16 protein-coding genes are annotated in these 21,139 nt (G+C 62.5%); 10 read left to right on the top strand and 6 right to left on the bottom strand.

What is annotated here, in order from left to right:
* The first annotated feature begins 132 nt into the window (after positions 1-132).
* From xdhA to Q1A53_RS15250, 8 genes are all read left to right on the top strand, one after another.
* Complete coding sequence (gene xdhA / locus Q1A53_RS15285) at positions 133-1,542, top strand: xanthine dehydrogenase small subunit (protein WP_299968402.1); 1,410 nt, start codon at positions 133-135, stop codon at positions 1,540-1,542.
* Positions 1,539-3,836: a xanthine dehydrogenase molybdopterin binding subunit gene (gene xdhB / locus Q1A53_RS15280; protein WP_299968400.1), complete on the top strand. Its 2,298-nt coding sequence runs from the start codon at positions 1,539-1,541 to the stop codon at positions 3,834-3,836. The genes xdhA and xdhB overlap by 4 nt, the downstream gene beginning before the upstream one ends.
* Entirely contained in the window at positions 3,833-4,588 is a 756-nt protein-coding gene (gene xdhC / locus Q1A53_RS15275; RefSeq protein WP_299968398.1) for a xanthine dehydrogenase accessory protein XdhC, read from the top strand. The genes xdhB and xdhC overlap by 4 nt, the downstream gene beginning before the upstream one ends.
* Entirely contained in the window at positions 4,585-6,099 is a 1,515-nt protein-coding gene (locus Q1A53_RS15270) for an ABC transporter ATP-binding protein (RefSeq protein WP_299968396.1), read from the top strand. Before xdhC ends, Q1A53_RS15270 begins: the two co-directional genes overlap by 4 nt.
* 93 nt (positions 6,100-6,192) lie before the next feature.
* Positions 6,193-7,275: an ABC transporter permease gene (locus Q1A53_RS15265; protein ID WP_299968395.1), complete on the top strand. Its 1,083-nt coding sequence runs from the start codon at positions 6,193-6,195 to the stop codon at positions 7,273-7,275.
* On the top strand, positions 7,276-8,196 hold the full coding sequence (locus tag Q1A53_RS15260) for an ABC transporter permease (RefSeq protein WP_299968393.1): 921 nt from the start codon (positions 7,276-7,278) through the stop codon (positions 8,194-8,196). It abuts the gene before it with no gap.
* 54 nt (positions 8,197-8,250) lie between these two features.
* Positions 8,251-9,330: a BMP family ABC transporter substrate-binding protein gene (locus Q1A53_RS15255; RefSeq protein WP_299968391.1), complete on the top strand. Its 1,080-nt coding sequence runs from the start codon at positions 8,251-8,253 to the stop codon at positions 9,328-9,330.
* A 1,133-nt stretch (positions 9,331-10,463) separates the two neighbouring features.
* Positions 10,464-11,783 carry a mechanosensitive ion channel family protein gene (locus Q1A53_RS15250; RefSeq protein WP_299968389.1) on the top strand — a complete coding sequence of 440 codons (1,320 nt, stop codon included), beginning with the start codon at positions 10,464-10,466 and terminating at the stop codon, positions 11,781-11,783.
* Between the two features lie 664 nt (positions 11,784-12,447).
* On the opposite strand, the gene Q1A53_RS15245 is transcribed toward Q1A53_RS15250, so the two are convergent.
* The 4 genes from Q1A53_RS15245 to Q1A53_RS15230 form a co-directional block, all read right to left on the bottom strand.
* Entirely contained in the window at positions 12,448-14,040 is a 1,593-nt protein-coding gene (locus tag Q1A53_RS15245) for an amidohydrolase family protein (protein ID WP_299968387.1), read from the bottom strand.
* A gap of 23 nt (positions 14,041-14,063) precedes the next feature.
* Positions 14,064-15,353, bottom strand: a complete 1,290-nt coding sequence (locus Q1A53_RS15240) for a TRAP transporter large permease (RefSeq protein ID WP_299968385.1) — start codon at positions 15,351-15,353, stop codon at positions 14,064-14,066.
* Between the two features lie 3 nt (positions 15,354-15,356).
* The gene (locus Q1A53_RS15235) at positions 15,357-15,881 is read right to left on the bottom strand and encodes a TRAP transporter small permease (protein WP_299968383.1); all 525 of its coding nucleotides are present in this window, start codon (positions 15,879-15,881) and stop codon (positions 15,357-15,359) included.
* A gap of 72 nt (positions 15,882-15,953) precedes the next feature.
* Entirely contained in the window at positions 15,954-16,946 is a 993-nt protein-coding gene (locus Q1A53_RS15230) for a TRAP transporter substrate-binding protein (protein ID WP_299968381.1), read from the bottom strand.
* Positions 16,947-17,068: 122 nt separating this feature from the next.
* Here Q1A53_RS15230 and Q1A53_RS15225 point away from each other — a divergent pair, with 122 nt between their 5' ends.
* Both Q1A53_RS15225 and Q1A53_RS15220 read left to right on the top strand, forming a co-directional pair.
* Complete coding sequence (locus Q1A53_RS15225; protein ID WP_299968379.1) at positions 17,069-17,995, top strand: LysR substrate-binding domain-containing protein; 927 nt, start codon at positions 17,069-17,071, stop codon at positions 17,993-17,995.
* 367 nt (positions 17,996-18,362) lie between these two features.
* Positions 18,363-18,554, top strand: a complete 192-nt coding sequence (locus Q1A53_RS15220) for a hypothetical protein (RefSeq protein WP_299968377.1) — start codon at positions 18,363-18,365, stop codon at positions 18,552-18,554.
* Between the two features lie 137 nt (positions 18,555-18,691).
* Here the strand turns inward: Q1A53_RS15220 and Q1A53_RS15215 are convergent, their stop codons facing one another.
* Positions 18,692-19,294: a methyl-accepting chemotaxis protein gene (locus Q1A53_RS15215; protein WP_299968451.1), complete on the bottom strand. Its 603-nt coding sequence runs from the start codon at positions 19,292-19,294 to the stop codon at positions 18,692-18,694.
* Complete coding sequence (locus Q1A53_RS15210; protein ID WP_299968375.1) at positions 19,295-21,079, bottom strand: methyl-accepting chemotaxis protein; 1,785 nt, start codon at positions 21,077-21,079, stop codon at positions 19,295-19,297.
* Positions 21,080-21,139 lie beyond the last annotated feature (60 nt).

Here is a 21,139-nt window from a genome sequence, read left to right as displayed (position 1 = left end):
CTGCGCCGGTTTCCGCTTGCAAATCAGGGAGACGCGGGCATAGCCTTTGCGCTGATATTGCTCGCCCGAGGTTCTACGCCGCATCGAACGCCGGGCAGGACGAGCCCCTTGTACCGCGGCGGAACTGACAGCATGGAGATTTCGTTCCGCCTGAACGGGCAAGAGGTGACACTCGCTGACGTCAGCCCCACCGTTACCCTGCTGGACTGGCTGCGCGAAGAGCGCGGGCTCACCGGCACCAAGGAAGGCTGCAACGAGGGCGATTGCGGGGCCTGTTCCGTCATGGTAACGGACGAGGGCGGCGCGCAGGCGCTGAACGCCTGCATCCTGTTCCTGCCGCAGCTCAACGGCAAGGCGGTCCGCACGGTTGAGGGCATCGCCGCCCCCGATGGCACGCTTCACCCCGTCCAGCGCGCGATGATCGAGCACCATGGCAGCCAGTGCGGCTTTTGCACGCCCGGCTTTGTGGTGACCATGGCCACGGCGCATCTGAACGGGGCCACCGATCACGACACCCAGCTTGCGGGCAACCTCTGCCGCTGCACCGGCTACGCACCGATCATCCGCGCCGCCCAAGCCGCCAGCACGGCCCCTGTGCCCGATCACATGCGCGACGCGCTCCCTCATCTTGCCGAAAAAACTCCCGGGGGAGACGCGCGCCAGCGCGGCGGGGGCAGGCAGCCCCCTCCCTGGGTGCAGCCCGAGACCACGCAGGCCCTCGCGGCCTGGTATCTGGAGCATCCGGACGCCACGCTCATCGCCGGGGCCACGGACGTAGGGCTTTGGGTGACCAAGCAGATGCGCGATCTGGGGAACGTTGCCTTCCTGAACCGCTGCGCTGGTCTGCGCGGCGTTCACCAGACGGAGACGGGGTTGCGCATCGGTGCAATGACGACCCTGACGGAGCTGGAAGCCGCCGTGGCAGAACCGCACCCGTCCTTTGGCGCCCTGATCCGGCGCTACGGATCCGTGCAGGTCCGCAACGCTGCAACCATCGGCGGTAACATCGCCAATGGCTCACCCATCGGGGACGGGACGCCCGCGCTCATCGCACTTGGCGCGACGCTGCATCTGCGGCGAGGAGAGGAACGGCGCAGCCTGCCGCTGGAGGATTTCTTTCTGGACTACGGCAAGCAGGACCGTGCCCCCGGCGAGTTTGTCGAAGCGATCAGCCTGCCTGCCCAAAGCGATCGCCTGCGCTGCTACAAGCTGTCCAAACGGTTCGATCAGGACATCTCGGCGGTCTGCGGCTGCCTGTCGATCACCGTGGAGGACGGGATTGTCACCTCGGCCCGGCTGGCCTACGGCGGGATGGCCGGCACGCCGCGACGGGCCGCCGGTGCCGAGGCGGCTTTGACCGGTCAGCCCTGGGCCGAAGACACCGTGCGTGCAGCCATGGAGGCGCTGGCCCAAGACTTCCAGCCACTCTCGGACATGCGCGCCAGTGCCGCCTACCGGCTGGAGACGGCGCAAAACATGCTGCTGCGCTATTGGCATGCGGACCAGGGATGCGACGTCAGCGTGCAGGAGGTCACCCCGTGAGCGTCGCCAAACCCCTGCCCCATGACGCCGCCACCCTGCATGTGACCGGTGCTGCACGCTATGTGGACGACATACCAACCCCGCGCAACACGTTGCATCTGGCCTTCGGGCTGAGCGATCAGGCGGCGGGCACGCTCGACGGGCTTGACCTTGACGCCGTGCGGGCGGCCCCCGGGGTGATCGCCGTGCTGACGGCGGCCGATCTGCCCTTTGACAACGATGTCTCGCCGTCGATACACGACGAGCCGCTGCTGGCGGAGGGTCAGGTCCACTACGCCGGGCAGCCGCTCTTTCTGGTGGCCGCCACCTCGCATCTGGCGGCCCGGCACGCGGCGCGGCGCGGCAAGGCACAGATCACGGCGGCACCCACCACCCTGAGCGTGGAGGATGCGCTGGCGCAGGACAGCCGGTTCGAGGACGGCCCGCGCATTTACGGCCGCGGTGACGTCGAGGCCGCGCTGTCCAGCGCCCGGCACCGCCTTTCCGGACAGCTGCACGTTGGCGGGCAGGAACACTTCTATCTGGAAGGCCAGGCCGCCCTCGCCCTGCCCCAGGAAGGCGGGGACATGGTGGTGATGAGTTCCACTCAGCACCCCACGGAGATCCAGCACAAGGTGGCAGAAGCGCTCTGTCAGCCCATGCACAGCGTGCGGGTTGAAACGCGCCGCATGGGCGGCGGCTTCGGCGGCAAGGAAAGCCAGGGCAACGCGCTTGCGGTGGCGTGCGCCGTCGTGGCTGCTGCCACGGGGCGGCCCTGCCGGATGCGCTATGACCGGGACGATGACATGGTCATCACCGGCAAACGGCATGACTTCCGGATCGACTACGACGTTGGCTTTGACGAAAGCGGGCGGATCCAGGGCATCGACGTCACCCATTACGCACGCTGCGGCTGGGCGCAGGATCTGTCGCTGCCGGTGGCGGACCGGGCCATGCTGCACGCGGACAACGCCTATTTCCTGCCCGCCGTGCGGATCACCAGCCACAGGTTGCGCACCAATACCCAAAGCGCCACGGCCTTTCGCGGCTTTGGCGGGCCGCAGGGGATGCTGGGGATCGAACGGGTGATGGACCATATCGCGATGCATCTGGCGCGTGATCCGCTGGAGATCCGGCGCGTCAATTTCTATCGGTCCGGCGAGAGCAGCTCAGGCCAGGCCGCGCCCCAAACCACCCCTTACGGTCAGCCGGTGGAGGATTTCATCCTGCCAGAAATGGTAGCCGCGCTGGAACGCTCATCGGATTACACCGCGCGGCGGGCAGCCATCGCGGCGTGGAACACCAGCCAACCCGTGCTGAAAAAGGGCATCGCACTGACACCGGTGAAATTCGGAATTTCTTTTACGCTTACCCATCTCAACCAGGCGGGTGCGCTGGTGCACGTGTATCAGGACGGATCCATCCATCTCAACCATGGCGGGACGGAGATGGGACAGGGGCTGTTCCAGAAGGTGGCGCAGGTCGCCGCTGATCGCTTTGGCGTGGATCTGGCCGCGGTCAAGATCACCGCGACAGATACCGGAAAGGTGCCCAATACCTCCGCCACAGCGGCCTCTTCCGGCAGTGATCTCAACGGCATGGCGGTGAAAGCCGCGTGCGATACGATCCGCGACCGCATGGCAGATGTGTTGGCCGAGCAGCATCAATGCGCCGCCGCCGACGTGCGCTTTGAGGGCGGGCAGGTGCATGTTCCGCAGGCCTCCTACAGCTTTGCGGAGGCCGCGCAGATCACCTATCTCGCGCGGGTCAGCCTTTCGGCCACGGGGTTCTACAAGACACCCAAGGTCGAATGGGACCGGATCAAGGGTCAGGGGCGACCGTTCTTCTACTTTGCCTACGGCGCGGCCGTCACCGAGGTGGTGATCGACACGCTGACCGGCGAGAACCGTATTCTGAGGGCCGACATTCTGCATGATGTGGGCGCATCGCTGAACCCCGCGCTGGACATCGGCCAGATTGAGGGCGGCTATGTGCAGGGCGCGGGCTGGCTGACCACCGAAGAGCTGTTCTGGGATGACGCGGGGCACCTGCGCACCCACGCGCCCGCCACCTACAAGATCCCGGCCTGTTCGGACCGGCCCGATATCTTCAACGTCTCGCTGTGGGATGGCGAGAACCGCGAGGAGACGATCTACCGCTCCAAGGCGGTGGGCGAGCCGCCCCTGATGCTGGGGATCTCCGCCTATTCGGCGCTTTGCAATGCGGTGGAGGCGTGTGGTCCGCATTACGCCGATCTGCAAACCCCCGCCACAGCCGAGGCCGTGCTGGCCGCCATCGCGAGGGCGCGGGGATGAGCGCGATCTACGTGGAGATCCTGTCCGTCAAAGGCTCCGTGCCGCGCGATGCGGGCACGGCGATGAAGGTCGAGGCGCAGGACATCGCCGGCACCATCGGTGGCGGGGCGCTGGAGTGGGCGGCCATCGCTCAGGCGCGCAGCATGCTGGAGAGCGGTGCGGATGAGACGACCCGAACACTGCCACTGGGTCCAGGGCTCGGACAGTGCTGTGGTGGCAGCGTCACCCTGCAGTTTGGCCGTGCGCCGCGACAGGTGGATGTGGCCCCCGGCGTCGCGCCACCGCTGAGGCCACGCCCGGAGGCACCGCCGCTGTGGCTTTGGGGCGCGGGGCATGTAGGGCGCGCGGTGGTCGCGGCCTGTCCGACTGCGGATTTCGATGTGACGTGGATCGACAGTGCTCAGGACCGCTTTCCAAAGGCCATCCGCTCAGGTGTGCGGGGTGTGCCGGTGGCGGATATGGCGCGTTTCGCTGGCCACGCGCCGCTCAAGGCCCATCACCTCGTTTTCACCTATTCACATGAGATCGATCTGGCGCTCTGTGCCGCTCTTTTGCAGCGCGGCTTTGCCTCCTGCGGGGTGATCGGATCGGCCACCAAATGGGCGCGCTTTGGCAAGCGGCTGCGAGCCGCGGGTCTGGATCCTGACAGCATCACCTGCCCTATCGGTGACAAATCCCGCGGCAAGCACCCCCGCGACATCGCCGAAGGATGTATCGCTGCGCTCTTGTCCGCGCGAGAGGCCGCGGCGTGACGGCGCTGCTCGCTCTGAAGGGGCTGACCAAGGCCTACCCCGGGGTGGTGGCCAATGACGATGTCTCACTGTCCATCGCGCCCGGGGAAGTTCACGCCCTGCTGGGTGAGAACGGTGCCGGAAAATCCACGCTGGTCAAGATGATCTACGGATTGGTGAAACCCGATCAGGGCGAGATGCAGATGAACGGCGCGCCCTTTGCGCCTGCCGAGCCAAGGGCGGCGCGGGCGGCGGGCGTTGGCATGGTGTTTCAGCATTTCTCTCTTTTCGATGCGCTGAGCGTGGCGGAAAACATCGCGCTTGGGATGGAGCACGCGCCCCGGTTGCGCGATCTGTCGCGGCGGATCCGGGAGGTCTCGGACACCTACGGGTTGCCGCTGGCACCGGACCGGATCGTTGGCGATCTGTCGGCGGGTGAGCGGCAGCGGGTGGAAATCATCCGCTGCCTGCTGCAGGACCCCAGACTGCTGATCATGGATGAGCCCACATCGGTGCTGACCCCGCAGGAAGTCGAGATCCTCTTCAAGACCCTGCGCAAGCTGAGCGCGGAGGGCACCGCGATCCTCTACATCTCGCACAAGCTGGAAGAGATTCGAAGCCTGTGTGACGCCGCTACCGTGCTGCGTCTGGGCAAGGTCGTGGGCACCGCGGTACCCCGCGAGAGCACCGCGCGCGAGATGGCGGAGATGATGGTGGGCAAGACGCTGAGCACGCCGTCACGGCCGGCAGCGCAGCCGGGCGAGGAGGTCCTGCGACTGGATGCCCTGTCGCTGCCCGCGCCCACGGCCTTTGGCATGCCGTTGCGGGACGTCTCGTTCAGCCTGCGGCAGGGGGAAGTGCTGGGCATCGGGGGGGTGGCCGGGAACGGTCAGGACGAGCTGCTCTCCGCCCTTTCCGGCGAGCGGCGGGCGCCGCGCGCGACAATCTGGCTGAAAGGGCAGGATATTGGTGCTCTGGGACCCAACGCGCGGCGCGAGCGGGGCGTGCTGGCGGCACCCGAGGAGCGGCTTGGCCATGCGGCGGCCCCCAATATGTCCCTGACCGAAAATGCCATGCTGACCGGTGCGCAGCGCGAAAGGCTGGAACGGGCCGGGTTTCTGAACTGGGGTGCGGCGCGCGCCTTTGCCGATCGCATCATCGCTGCCTTTGACGTGCGCACACCGGGGCCCGCCAATGCGGCGCGGTCGCTGTCGGGGGGCAATCTGCAGAAGTTCGTCATCGGGCGCGAGGTGCTGCAACGCCCGGAGGTGCTGGTCGTCAATCAGCCCACCTGGGGCGTTGACGCCTCTGCCGCTGCGGCGATCCGGCAAGCCCTGCTGGATCTGGCGCAACAGGGCGCGGCCATCGTGGTGATCAGTCAGGATCTGGACGAGTTGATGGAGATTGCGGACAGGTTCTCGGCCTTGAACGAAGGGCGGTTGTCTGCCTCGCGCCCGACGGAGGGGCTGAGCGTTGAGGAAATCGGCCTCATGATGGGCGGTGCGCATGGCATGGAGGTTGCACATGTGTGAAAAGACGCGATGTCGTGCCCTGCGGCGGGGAGCGTGCGGGCGGCCCGGTCAGGATCATGAGTTTATTTGGCAAGATGACGGGGGAGCGGTGCGATGATCCGGCTTGAGCAGCGCCCGGAGCCGAGCCGGGTCTTTGCCTATCTGACACCGCTGATGGCGGTGCTTGCGACGTTTTTGTTCGGTGGCGTGCTCTTTGCCGTGCTGGGCAAGGATCCGGTTCAATCCATTGTGACGATTTTCTGGGAGCCGCTTTTTGGGGAGTTTGCCTTTTTCTACAGGCCACAGCTGTTGATCAAAGGGGCGCCTCTGGTGCTGATCGCCATTGGGCTGAGCCTGGGGTTCAAGGCAGGGATCTGGAACATTGGTGCGGAGGGGCAGTACATCATCGGCGCGCTTGTGGGGGCGGGTGTGGGGCTGGCGTTTTACCCCGCGGCAAGCGTGCTGATCTTTCCCTTGATGGTGGTAGCGGGCGCCTTTGGCGGCTGGGTCTGGGCGATGATCCCGGGGGTCCTGAAGGTCCGCTTTGGCACCAACGAGATCCTCGTCTCGCTGATGCTTGTTTATGTGGCGGAGCAATTTCTGGCCTCGATGTCCTTGGGTTTGTTGAAAAACCCGGAAGGGTTCGGCTTTCCCGGTAGCCGCAATCTGCAGCAATACGCCAGCGCCCATAACGCGGAGATCATTGCAGGCAGCGGCATGCACTGGGGCGTGGTGGCGGCGCTCATCGCGGTGATCTTTGCCTACGTTCTGCTGAGCCGGCATCGGCTGGGATTTGCCGTGCGGGTGACGGGGGAGGCCCCCCGGGCCGCGCGGTTTGCCGGGGTGAACCCGAACCGGCTCGTGCTGTTCTGTCTGGGGATATCGGGCATGCTCGCCGGACTGGCCGGGCTTTTCGAGGTTGCGGGACCGGCTGGTCAGGTCAGTATCGACTTCAACGTGGGCTACGGGTTTACGGCCATTATCGTGGCGTTTCTGGGCCGTCTGCATCCCATCGGGATCGTGCTGGCGGGGCTGTTGATGGCGCTGACTTATATCGGCGGGGATATCGCGCAAAGCCAGCTTGGTCTGCCCGCTGCCGCCATTCAGGTGTTTCAGGGGATGCTGCTGTTTTTCCTGCTCGCGCTTGATCTTTTCACCAACTACCGGTTGCGGTTGCGCCGGGCGGAGGTCGCCTGAATGGATTTATCCGTGATCAACCCCGTCCTGTTGCTCGCCGCTCTCATGAGTGCCGCAACGCCTATTCTGCTGGCCGCCACGGGCGAGCTGGTGGTGGAACGCGCCGGGGTGCTGAACCTCGGCGTTGAGGGGATGATGATCGTAGGCGCCATTTGCGGCTTTGCGGCGGCGGTGGAGAGCGCCTCGCCGCTGGTGGGGTTTGCCGCAGCGGCTGCCGGTGGCGCTGTCTTGAGCCTGCTGTTTGCGCTGCTCACCCAGCTGACGCTGGCCAATCAGGTGGCATCGGGACTGGCGCTCACCCTTTTCGGTCTGGGGCTGTCTGCCCTGCTGGGACAGGGCTATGTTGGCGTCAAACCACCGCGTATGCCGGATGTGGATTTCGGGCCCTTGGCGGAGATCCCCCTGCTGGGACCGGTGCTCTTTTCGCATGATCCCATTCTTTACATCGGCATCCTGCTGGTCGCCGCTGTCTGGGCCGTCTTGAAATTCACCCGTGCCGGGCTGATCCTGCGCGCAGTGGGTGAGAACCACGACGCCGCCCACGCGCTCGGCTACAAGGTCGTGCGGATCCGGACACTGGCGATCATGTTCGGTGGCGCGCTGGCAGGACTGGGCGGGGCCTACATCAGCCTCATTCGTGTGCCGCAATGGACAGAAGGCATGACAGCGGGTGTTGGCTGGATCGCCCTGGCGCTGGTCGTCTTTGCCAGCTGGAAGCCGTGGCGCGTTCTTTTGGGCGCCTATCTTTTCGGCGGAATCGCTCAATTGCAACTTAATCTCCAGGGCGCGGGCGTTGCCATTCCCGTCGAATATCTGGCAATGTCTCCCTACATCATCACCATCGTCGTGCTTGTGGTTCTTTCCGCAGACAGGACGGCGGCGCCCGGCTCGCTGGGCCGTATATTTCACGCCTCCGGTTAGAGGCACATCAACGCCCCGCACACAGGGGCGATTATCTTTGGGGAAGACCTGATCATGAAAATCACCACCCTTCTGGCCAGTGCCGCAATCGCACTCGGCCTCGCCACAAGCGGCTTTGCCGATGGCCACGAGAAAACGAAGGTCGGCTTTGTCTATGTCGGACCGATCGGCGATGGCGGCTGGACATATGAGCACAACAAGGGCCGGCTCGCCGTCGAAGAGCATTTCGGCGATGCGGTCGAGACCGTCTTCGTGGAGAATGTGGCAGAAGGCCCCGACAGCGAACGAGTGATGACCCAGATGGCGCTGGACGGTGCGGATCTGATCTTTACCACCTCCTTCGGCTACATGGATCCGACCATCAACATCGCCGCCAAGTTCCCGGATGTGAAATTCGAGCATGCCACGGGCTACAAGCGCGCTGATAACGTCTCCACCTATTCCGCGCGGTTCTACGAAGGGCGCGCGATCCAGGGGCATATCGCGGGCAAGATGACCAAATCCAACATCATCGGTTATATCGCCTCCTACCCCATCCCGGAGGTGATCCGCGGCATCAACGCGGCCTATATTCATGCGGCCAAGGTGAACCCGGATGTCGAGTTCAAGATCATCTGGGCCTACACATGGTTCGACCCCGCGAAGGAAGCGGATGCGGCACGCGCGCTGATAGAGCAAGGGGCGGATGTGGTGCTGCAACATACGGATTCAACTGCACCACAGGCTGCCGCACAGGAAGCCGGTGATGTCGTTACCTTTGGTCAGGCCTCCGACATGGGCCAGTACGCCCCCTTTCCGCGGGTGTCCTCAATCATTGACGACTGGGCCCCCTATTACATTGCCCGCACCCAGGCGGTGATGGATGGCACATGGGAAAGCACGGACACCTGGGACGGTATCGGCGCAGGTATGGTCGCCATCGGTGAGATCACCGACGCGGTCCCCGCGGACGTCAAAGAAGAAGCACTTGCCATGAAGGCCGCTATCGCCGACGGATCCTATCACCCCTTCACCGGCCCCCTGAAAAAGCAGGACGGCAGCGACTGGCTCGCCGAGGGTGAAATCGCGGACGATGGCACACTGGCTGGCATGAACTTCTACATCGAAGGGCTGACGGGCGAAATCCCTCAGTAAAGCGGGGATATGGGGACGTCTTTCACGGACGTCTCTCCCCGAGCGCAACAAAAGGCCAGGTCAGCGACAAGCTGATCTGGCCTTTTGTTTCAGCGTACGCAAAGTACCCAGTTTACGTGCGGGTACAGGCAGATCGTGCGACGGATCGCAGACTGTTTTGCCGGGACCAAGGGCGCATTCGTGCAGGCCGATGACCTTTCCATCCCGCCAACACGCCAGTCGATCTGCGTGAGCTCGGATCTCAACCGGACGACCGGTCGCGCTGGCGCAGGCAGGGTACGGGTTGTTGTCGAACCCGACCAAACAGGTCTTGGATCCCGGTGTCGGGGTCGTGCGGGCCCATCAAATGGGCCGACGTTTGGGGTAGAGCGGGAGCGTTCTTCTTCGGAGACCTCCCACACGGCCCTGTCGCGAAACCTCGCCAATCTCTTTGGGGAGGCATCTGAACAAAACTGTCAGGCAGGAAGTCCTCCACTCAACAAGCGCAACTCTGGCAGGCCAATCTGCAAACCTGACAAAGGCGGTTTCGTCAAACGGTCTGCTTGGTGCCTGTGCGACCAATCAAAACGGAGCAAACACCGCAAGCCTTGCTGCGGGAGCCGAAACGTCTTCCCTCCTCTCTCATCGGTGCGAACGTGTTTCGACAGAGCTTCCTCGACCGGGATGACAACGAGACCACCACGGTCGGCAATGGCAGCACAGTATGTGCACATGTCATAGGTGCGATCAGCGGTATGGCTCCCGACCGCCGGTCCGTCATGGTCTGGCCGAGAAGATCGGTTATCTCAAAACGCAGCCATAGGCCTTACGGACTCTGAGAAAGGGCGCGCGACGATTGAAACGGCTGGTCCTGCCAACACCCACTAGGTAAAAGACATGCCTCCGAGGGTAACCGGCAACCCTCGGCAAAATTCGCTCTTTAAAGGGAACTGACACAGCCCCGCCATCATTTAGAAGCAATACAAGCCCTTGCGCGAGGCACAGCGCGCGTCCCAAGCTGATGGGGTGAGCGCCCATGAGCGGCACCGGACCTCACAGTTGGACGATTTGACGACCCAAAGGAGATCCCCCACATGACCGGCCCGTGCCATCTGCCTCGTCTGAAGCATATCTTAGCGCCATTGATCCTGTGCTTGACCCTATCCCTGGCAGCCACGGCTCAGACCGTCGATGTCCCACCCGCAGAAGAGCCCGCAACCGTGCCTGAAAGCGAGGTGGCCATCGAGCCTACGGCACGTGACAGCGAAATCGAAACGCGTATCACCCGCATCCTTCAGGCCACCGGCTGGTTCGATGCACTTCGCGTCACCGCCGATGAAGGTATCGTGTTTCTCAACGGTATCACAACATCCGAGGCTCACCGGACCTGGGCGCGCGATCTTGCCGCCAAGACCGCTGGCACCGTCGCCGTGGTCAACAATATCAGTGTCGAGTCCCGGGTCGACTGGTCGCTGGAGCCCGCGCTCAACGAACTTGAAAAACTGGCCGAAGAAACCCTCGCAGTGTTGCCGCTTATTCTGCTCGCTCTTCTTGTGCTGCCGCTTGCGTGGTATGCTTCGCGGCTGGTGGCCCGGCTGGCCGTGCTGGTGCTGACCCGCAGTATTCACTCACCCTTCCTGCGTCAGGTCACAGCGCGTGCTATCTCCTTTCCGGTCTTCCTGCTAGGTCTCTACATCGTGCTGCAGGTCGCCGGTCTCACTCAACTGGCGCTGTCGGTCGTCGGTGGTGCGGGTGTGCTTGGGATCATCATCGGCTTTGCTTTCCGTGACATTGCAGAGAACTTCCTCGCCAGCCTGATCCTCAGTGTGCGCCGTCCTTTTCAACGCGGCGATTTTATCGAGGTTGCAGGCATTTCCGGCACTGTTAAGGCGATGAACTCGCGCAGCACGCTGATCACCTCCATCGAGGGCAACGAGATTCACGTGCCCAATTCCACCATCTTCAAGAACGTGATTGAGAATTTCACCTCTTCTCCGAACCGCCGGGGGGATTTTCTGGTCGGCATCGGCTATGACGCACAGGTGGCGACGGCCCAGACCGTCATCATGGACTGCCTGCAGAACCATCCGGCCGTTCTGGCCGAACCCGAACCAATGGTGTTGGTAGATGCGCTTGGCGCCTCGACGGTCAATATCCGTACGTACTTCTGGTTTGATGGTCACCGCATTTCGCCGATCAAGCTGAAATCAGCGCTCCTGCGGGCGGTGAAGACCGCGCTGCTGAACGAGGGCATCTCGATGCCAGACGAAGCGCGCGAGGTGATCTTTCCCGAAGGTGTCCGCGTGATTGGCCCTGGCTCCGAGAGCGTCACCCCCGCCGAGGAGGTTACTCCCTCTCAACCAGCAGCGCCTGAACCGCAGGTGACCGAGGGCGAAGGCGACCTGCTGACGGAAACGCCCGAGGACAGCGGCCCGGCGGAGGAGGACGACTTGCTCGGCCCTGCTACACCCTGACCTCATTTTTCAGAAGCCGACCCGTGGTGTTCCTTTGGTTTCAGCAGTGGAGATTACCTTTGGTTTAAACCTCCTGCTCGTTCCGACACCGCAAGTGTCTTTTCCCAAATGTGTGGTTTTCTGGGCGTTGGTCTTACGAGTTGAAGTCCTTGAGATGGAAACCGACATGCTCCTTTTGCCCTAGGATCGAAGTTCACGGCGGCACACGGAGCTATTTTCGATGGTGCCAGCGTATTGTCCCGCCGATCATCGCGACGGCCTTGTGCATGAAGCCCCGGTCGAGATGACAGGGGGTAAGGCCTGAAAATGGCGATGCACGAGAAACGGGCTGCGCGGCTCTTGCTGCCAGGCGGGGCCTGTCCCTGCACTTCAAGGGTTATCCTGCGCGGCAAGAGCCCAAGTCTGCGGGTGACACGGAACGTCCCGACTTGGTGCGGTTTGCCAAGGTTCTGCACGGGGATCTCGATGCCGTGAAGCACGCATTGGCAAGCACAGACGCACGCGATAATCGCTTAGAGCCGCTGTACTCAATGGGTGTTTGTTAGTCTCACATCCCACGACCGCCGCCTGAGATCCCCGTTTTCGCCCATGTCCGAGTTTGCATGCAGTTTAGATCAACTACGAAAAAACCAGCGATAAAAAAGCCTTATCGGCTGCCGCATCGTCAGTGTGAGCGCAGGACCCGGCCACCACTGTCATCAGTTCGCTCCCCGTTGAGCATGGAGAAAACACCGTTGACCATCACATGGGCGATACCTGTTGCAAAGCGGCGCGGTTCCTCCACATCGCAGTGGCTTTCGATCTGCTCGGCGTCGAAAACGGCGATATCAGCCCAGGCGTTTTGCTTCAGAACACCCCGATCAGACACCCCCAGCCGTGCGGCAGGCAGGGCGGTCAGACGCCGGATGCCTTCCTGCAGGGAGATCACCTGATGATCGCGTACGTAGTGTTGCAGAAACCGTGCCGCCCAGCCGTAGCCCGACAACGACCCGATATGGTGCTTCAGGCACCCTTCGGGCGCCAGCGCCAGCGTGTCCGAGATGATCGCGCAATCGGGCTGGGAGATGGCGAGGCGGATCTGGTCTTCGGAAAAGCTCTGAGACGTCCACATCAGATGGGCCATCTTGTCGCCTTCCTCGATCAGCAGGTCGAGCGCGGCGTCGTAAGGATCCACCCCACGCAGACGCCCGATGTCGGCAAAGGTGCGACCGACCAACTGCGGGTTTTGTTCCGACTGCATCAGCACGATGCGGTCCCAGCCACCATCCAGCACCAGCCGCCACATGGGCCGCCGGTTGGCCTTGATCTTTGCGCGGGTGGTGCGGTCTTTCAGGCGGCCGATCACCGTCTCGACGCCGCCTTCCTGCGCCCATTGCGGCATGATCGCCATGACGCGCGTGTGCGACCAGTCATGCGGGATCACGTCATAGGCGATGTCGCAGCCGTGGGACTTGGCGCTTTCCACCATCTCGATGGCGTGCTCCATCGCCCAGTCGGGCGCGCCGTGCTTGGGCTGGATGTGACTGATCTGGAGCCGTGCCCCGGCAGCGCGCGCGCATGAGATCGCCTCGCCGAACCCGATATCATAATGCACATCGCGGTTGCGCACGTGGGTCGCGTAGAGCACGTCGCGCTCGGCAGCGACGCTGACCAGTTCGGTGATCTGATCGGGACTGGCCAGGCTGCCGGGCCAGTATTCCAGACCGGTGGAGAACCCGTAGGCGCCCTGGTCGATGCTTTCGGCCACCAGTGTCTTCATCTGGTCGAGCTCATCATCATCCGCGGCGCGCAGCGCATCGCCCAGCACCGCCCGGTGCACCGTGCCGTGCCCGACGAAGGCCGCCACATTCACACCCAAGGGGATCTTGTCGAGGTGATCTAGGTAGTCGCCGAAACTGGTCCAGTCGATCTCCACCATCCCGTCGGTAAAGCCGGGCGACATGATCTTGGCATCCTCCGGCCGCCGCGCGGGGGCGGAGGAAAAGCCGCATTGCCCGATCACCTCTGTGGTGACACCCTGATGCACCTGACTTTGCGCACGCCCGTCCGCCATCAGCGTGAAATCGGAATGAGTGTGCAGGTCGATGAAACCCGGGGCAACGGCCAGACCGTTCAGGGTGATGCGCTGATCGGCCCCGGATGCGCTCAGATCGCCCATCTCGGCGATGCGACCGTCCTTGATGCCGATGTCGGTCTGGACCGGGTCCGTGCCGGTGCCGTCATAGACTGTGCCGCCAGCGAGAATGGTGTCAAACATGGGGACCTCCGTTTTGGGTGGTGTCAGCGCGCTGGCCCGTAGACGAGATCGGGCAACCAAGTGACAAAATCGGGAAAGAAGATCAGCGCGAGAAGGCCGATGCAGTAGGCAAGGATGAAGGGCAGCACCGCAACCGACACCGCCTCAATCGAGATGTTGGAAATGCGCGCGGCCACGTTGAGATTGCCGCCGAGCGGTGGGGTGAGAAAGCCTATTTCACAGGTGATGACGGTAAAGACGCCGAAGAACACCGGGTCGATCCCCAGCGAGGTTACGAGCGGCAGGAACACTGCAGTGAACAGGATGATCTGTGCGAGGCTTTCCATGAACGTGCCGATGATGATGTAGAAAATACCGATCAGTATCAGCACGATGATCGGGTTGGTGGTGATGTTGGTGATCGAGGCCTCGACCGCTGCGGGGATGTCGTAGAAGGCGGAGAGCTGCCCAAAAGCCAGTGTCGGGGTCAACAGGATCAGCAGGCCGGTCATCAGCGCTGTGAAACGCAGTGCTTCGATGACCTTCGCGGGTGTCAGCTCGCGGTGGATGACGACCCCGACGAAGAGCGCGTAGAAAACAGCCACGGCAGCCGCCTCGGTCGGGGTAAAGGCGCCTGAATAGATCCCGCCCAGGATCAGGAGCGGTGCGCCGATGGCCCATTTGCCGTCCCAGGCGGCGCGGCGTGCCGGACCCCAGGAAAACGGCACACCCGAGCCGCCGTAGCCGCGGCGCCGGGCGATGATGTAGACAGTGATCATCAGCAGCGAGGTGATCAGGAAGCCGGGCAGGAAGCCTGCGAGAAAGAGCCGCGGGATCGAGGTTTCCGACACCAGACCGTAGATGATCATCAGGTTCGACGGCGGGATGAGGCTGCCGAGCGCGCCCGCCGCGGCAGCGATAGCGGCGGCAAAGGGCGTCTTGTAGCCGTCCTTTTGCATGGCCGGAACGGTAATGGAACCGATGGCCGCCGTGGTCGCGGGGCCGGATCCCGACAGCGCGGCAAAGAGCATGCAGGCAAATACCGTCACCAAACCGAGGCTGCCGCGATAGGCCCCCACCAATGATGTCGCGATGCCGATCAGGCGCGCGCCCATACCACCCGTTTCCATCAGACGACCCGCCAGCACGAAAAGCGGGATCGTCAGCAGCGGGAAGGGTGTCAGTGATGTATACCCCGTCTGCGCCATCAGCGTATAGGGAATGTCGATCAGGAAGAGCGCCAAAAACGTCGTCAGGCCGACGGCGGCAAAGAGCGGCGTGCCGATCAGCGTCAGCAAAGTGAAGACAATGGCGAGGAGGGCGAGATCGCTCATCGGTCAGATCTCTCCCAGATCTTCGTGCTCGGCCCGCATGCCGGGGATCCCGTTGGCCCCGCCCGCAGCCCAGATTACATAGACCTGAATGAGCCGGGCGAGGATGAGCCCGTAGCCGATCACCAGGATCGACTGGGGGTAGAATTCATCTATCCCCAGGCTGGGTGTTTTGGAGGTGAACCGGGCCAGCACGCTCAGATAGGCCCAGGAGGCGATCAGCATCATCACGCAATAGGCCGCGGCACAGGCATCCGCGATGAGCACAAATACCAGTGTAATCTTGCGGGGAAAGGCCATGATCCCCGCCATGATGCGGATGTGAAACCGCTCGCGCACGCAGAGAGAGGCACCCATGTAGACCGCCCAGACCATGCCCATGGCAGCAACCTCCTCGCTCCATTGCAGGGCGGTGGCAAAGACATAGCGCATGATGACCTGCAGGAAGACGACCGTTGCCACGATGCTGAGGGCGAGGCAGCAGACGACTTCCTCAAGATGCGCTTCGAGCAGGGTAAAGACGCGCTTCAAAGCGGGCTCTCCGATCTGAGGGGAGGGAAAGAGGGATGGCGCGCGGACACCCGCGCGCCATCGCTGGCGTCGTTATTCTGCTGCGGCGCTGATGCGTTCGAGCAGATCGACAAACTCCGCGCCGCGCTCGCCGGCGAATTTATCCTGCACGGTTTTGGCAGCCTCGATGAATTCCGTCCGGTCCGGGCGTGTCATCGACATGCCGCCTTCGGTGGAGAGCCATTCGCGCACGCTTTCGATCTGGCTGATCATGTGCTCGGTATGGAACTGCCCCGCCTCGGCGGCCGCGCGGTTCACAGCCGCGCGCTGTTCTTCCGTCAGCCCGCTCATGAACCGATCCGAGGCGAACATGGGCGCGAAGCCCGCAAAGTGATCCAGCACGGTCAGATGCGGCGCGAACTCGTAGAACTTCATTTCCTGAATGACGTTGGTGCCATTGTCGCCACCATCAATCGTGCCGGTTTGCAGCGCTGTGGGCGTCTCGGACCAGGCCAGCGGCACCGGCTCTGCGCCGAAAGCCTCAAAAGTGGCCAGCATGACCTCGTTCTTGGGCACGCGGATCTTGAGCCCGTCCATATCGGCCATGGTCTCGATCGGCCGGTCGGAGTTGAAGAAATCGCGGTAGCTGGGTCCGCCAAAGCTCAGCAGATGCACGCCGGTATCGGCCTGCAGCTTTTCCTTGATGAAATCACCCACCGGTCCTTGGGCCACGGTGACCTGATGATCGGTGCTCTGGAAGGTATAGGGCAGCACGAAAACATCCATAAGCGGCCAATGGGGCGAGACGTTGTTCTGGCTGATGAAATAGCCGTCCACGGTGCCCAGCTGCATGGCCTTGAACGCATCATCCTCCGAGGCGATCTGGCCGCAACAGCGCAGTTTCACCTCGACGCTGCCGTCGGTGTATTCCTCGACCAATTCCTTAAACTTGGTCGCAAAGACACCGTAGTCACTGTCGAGCGGCGTGGACCAGCCGAGGTTCATGGTCGCGTCCTGCGCCCACGCCGAGCCGCCGATGGCGGTGCTCAGCAGCATGGCGAGAGCGGTGTTGCGTGCAAAAGTCATGGTAAGGTCCCCCTGTCATATTTCTTGTTCTGCCGGGATGTTAGGGGTTCTCCGGTCGTCTGCATAATGTAAACTTGGGCCGTCAGTGATGCCGTCAGAGCATCATTAGTCGAGGGTACGTCATGGAAATGCAGACAGGCCTGCGGCGGTTGCGGTACTTTCGGATGGTCGCCGAGACGTTGAATTTTCGCCGTGCGGCGCGCGAGCTGAACATCACTCAGCCTGCCCTCAGCCGTGCCATCACGCAGTTGGAAAACGAATTGGGGGTGCGGCTCTTTGAGCGCTCGAATGCGCGGGTATCGCTGACCCATGCGGGGCACACCTTTTCCAGCGGCTGCGACCGGGTCTTTACCGCGCTCAGTCACGCGACGGAGGAAACGCAGCGCGTCGCGCGGGGCGAGATCGGTTCATTGGCCATCGGCTATACCGATACCGCGATTGCGGGCACCATCCCGGATATCATCGAGACGTTTCGCCATGCGCTGCCCACGGTGGCGATCCGGCTTTACCAGGTGCATACCCAGGCGCAGATGCAGATGCTGCGCAGCGGTCAGCTCGACATCGGGCTGATGACGGGGCCGGTTGACCGTTCTGCCCTGTCAGCGATCACCGTCCAGCGGGACAGGCTCGTTGTGCTCGCCCCAAAGATGCACCGGCTCGCGGCACGCGACAGCCTGAGGCTCAAGGAACTGGCCAACGAGCCCTTTGTCTTGGGCGATCCAAACGACTGGTTCGTGTTCAATCGCAGCCTGCTGCAGCTTTGCGAGAGGGCAGGGTTCGCGCCGCGGGTGATTCAGACCGCCCCCGAGACACAGGCCATCATCGGTCTTGTCCGCTGCGGACTTGGGCTGACCATCATGCCCGAATGTCACGCCCAGGTGCTCAACGCCCGCGTCGTCGCCATCCCGCTGGGGGATGATATCGCACCCATGCTGACCCAGGCGGCCTGGATCGAGGGCCGCGATCACCCTGCCCTGACCCGGTTCTGCGACCATCTGAGGCACTATGATCTGGAGGGAGATGGCGGTCGCGCACAACCTCCGCCTTAGAACCGCAGACGCCGATCACCGTGATGGGCTAACGTGATCTCCGCCGAGATCTAGTCGATCTGAACCATGTCTGGCGGCGCTTCGACCTTGCGCCGGTCCGCAACGGAGATGGGTCAACGAGACGTCCGCCACCTATCGATCATCGATACTATGTCTCAACTTGCGTCGTCGAAGACCCGGTTTCTTGCCTGGCGGCAAACGCCGCGCAGCCCGTTCCTGTGCATCGCCCTTTCGGGCCTGACCCCCTGGTGTCTTGCCCCAGGGGCTTCATGCTCGAGGCCGTCGCAATGATCGCCGGGATCATATGGCCGATATCAGGGCCCCGGACCGATCTTGAAACAAGAATTTCAGCGGGTGCCACATCAGGTTGAAGCCGATCCATCCGACCCACGTCTGGGCAATCGACTTCGTCCACGACAAGCTAAGGGGCGGGCGAAGCAACGAAATGCTGACGCTTCTGGATGAGACCAACCGTCAGACCCTGACTGTCGTGTCCGGCACTAGAGTGCGCGTCGTCCAGCCCCGGATTTCGTATGTCATCGCGATGTTGATCGCCTAGTCTTCGCCGCCAACCTGAAAGGCCGTGGGTTCGGCCGCTTTGGGCTTTGTCATATCGGTCATCGACTTCATCGACGTTCTTTCCTCGTTGATATTGCATGATGCGCCGAGGCGTACATTCCCCGGCGGTTTCACAGATCAGAATTCGGCCCAGCCATCATCTACGGCCCCGCCACCGGCGGACGCCACTTTCTTCGGACGGGCATTTGGGGTGTCTTGGTCTGGCGGGGCAAGATTTGCAGGATCAGCCTCTCTCTTCTCCTGCGCGACGCCATGGAACTGACCCAGTGTTTCTGCCAGGACTTTGGCTTCTTCGCTGAGCGATACACTGGAAGCCGTCATTTCTTCCAGAGCCGCAGCATTTGTCTGTGCCGTGGTATCGATGGACCTGATCGCCGTATTGACCTCTTCAATCCCAACCGATTGCTGTTCCACTGCAAGCGCAATATCCGAGATTTGTCCGGACGCGACCTCAACTTCCGACATGATCCCTTCGAGCGCCTCTCGGGACAGAGCAACCTGCTCCACACCCGCCTCGACACTCTGATTGTTCTGGTCGATCACCTGGCTGATTTCCTGAACGGCTTCCTGCGAGCGTTGCGCGAGGGCGCGCACTTCCGATGCAACCACCGAAAAGCCGCGGCCAGCCTCGCCAGCGCGAGCAGCTTCGACCCCGGCGTTAAGCGCCAGAAGATTGATCTGGAACGCGATGTCCTCGATGACCTTGACGACGCGGTTAATCTAGGCGGAGGCTTCCGTCATCGCATTGATCGACTCTTCGGTCTTGTTGGACACCTCGCGTGTTCTGTCAGCGCTTTCGCGAACCCGGCGGGTCGCTTCATCAGCACTCTTGGCATTGGCAACGACCTGGCGGATGCTGGCGGTAATCTGCTCGACGGCTGCCGACGTCTCTTCCACCGCCGCGGCGCTGTCTTCGCCCCGTTTGGCCATGCCGAGGGAGGAGGTCTCCAGTTCAGCGGAAGTCGAGGAGACACTGATACCGCTTTGCATGATCTGAGCCATGGTCTTGGACAATGTGGTCAGCGCGCCGTTGAAATCCTCCTGCATACGCTGGAACGCCCCCTGTCTCTCCCCCTCGATCCGAACACCGAGATTGCCATGCGCCAACTCTCCTATGCTGGACACGATGTCCGCAATGTTAGACTCGGTGGCTTCCTGAAGTTTGTTGATCACACGCGCCAGCGCGGCAAGGTTCTCGTCCTCCATATCTTCCGACATCCGGGTGGAGAAGTTCCCAGAGGCAGCTTCACCCAGGACGCGCTCCATGTCCTTCTGGAAGTCCTGGAGCGTTTGCAGGCGTGCCCGTTCGACTTCACGCTCTCGTGCTTCGGCCGCGCGCTGCTCTTTCTCTTTCTCTGCGTCGCGGGCCTGATCGGCTGCCTCGCGCGCGCGTTCCTTCTGCTCTTTCTCCTTGACCTCACGGTCGAGGTCCCGGGCCTTGCGGGCGCTGTCAAGAAAGACCACCATCGCATTGGTCATTTTGCCTATCTCGTGCCGGTCCTTGCTGGGTTCAATCTCGACATCAAGATTACCGTCGGCGAGTTCGCCCATGTCTTCGGTGATCCTGGTCAGGCGCAATGCGATGATCCGCGCGGTGAAAAAGGCCAGAAGACCCCCGATGATCGCCCCGATGATGACAAAGACGGAGACGATCACGATCGAGCGTTGCGCCATAGCAGCGCCTGCGGGCCCCAGTGTGTTCTGCCGGTCAACCACCGCATTGAGAGCCGTCTCCATGCGCGACAGTGTCTCGGGACCGATCTCATCCATGCGCGCGTAGATTGCGTTGCGCTCCGTGATGACGCGGACAACCGCGTCCTTGGCCGTGGCGAAACCCTCCAGTTCCTCAATCGTCCCCTGCGCCAGCTCCCGCCTGCGCGGGTCTTGCAGCTCGCTCAGCAGACTGGTCATGCTGTCGCGGGCCAGTTGAATTTCCTCGGTGGCGCGGGCGGCATCGCTCTCCTTGTTGTCGACCAGAAACCGTTCCGTATATAGGCGGCCCAGCAACAGGTGGGACGTAACGGTGCCAGCGACAGCAGCGGCCTGTGCATCACCGTCGCGCAGCGCCGTCGTCATGATTTCCGTCAGCTGTTCCCGGGCCTTGCGGCCTGCTGCAGCTGTTTCTTCGACATGCACATCGCGCATTGTCTGCTTTTCATAGGCCGCTTCCATGGAATCTCTGTACTCGCTGAGCAGATCCGCGATTTCTGTCAGCTCTGCTTGCTCGGGATAGCCTTCCATCATCTCGATGAGTTCCGGCGACAGGGTGACAATCTCAGCGATATTGCCAAGCACGCCATCCCGGCCCTCATAGCCATCAATGTACTTACGATCTTTGGTGATCCGGTACTTTGAGCTGTCAAGGCGCGCCTCGAACAGATCTTCGGTCAGTTCATTGGCGATCAGGCTTGTCTTTGCCGTGCCCCGATACTCCACAAATGTATCCGCAAAGTTCTTCGTTTGAAAGGAGGCAAAGCCCCCGACCAAGACGATAAGTGCAATCATCGCACCCATCCCCAAATAGATCCGCATAACAATCGACATACGCAGGCCTCCGACCACCAA

Origin of the sequence: uncultured Roseobacter sp. (genome assembly GCF_947496515.1) — a bacterium.
Lineage (GTDB): Bacteria > Pseudomonadota > Alphaproteobacteria > Rhodobacterales > Rhodobacteraceae > Roseobacter.
Note: the sequence above shows the minus strand (reverse complement) of the source record. Positions and strands in the feature narration are given on the sequence as shown.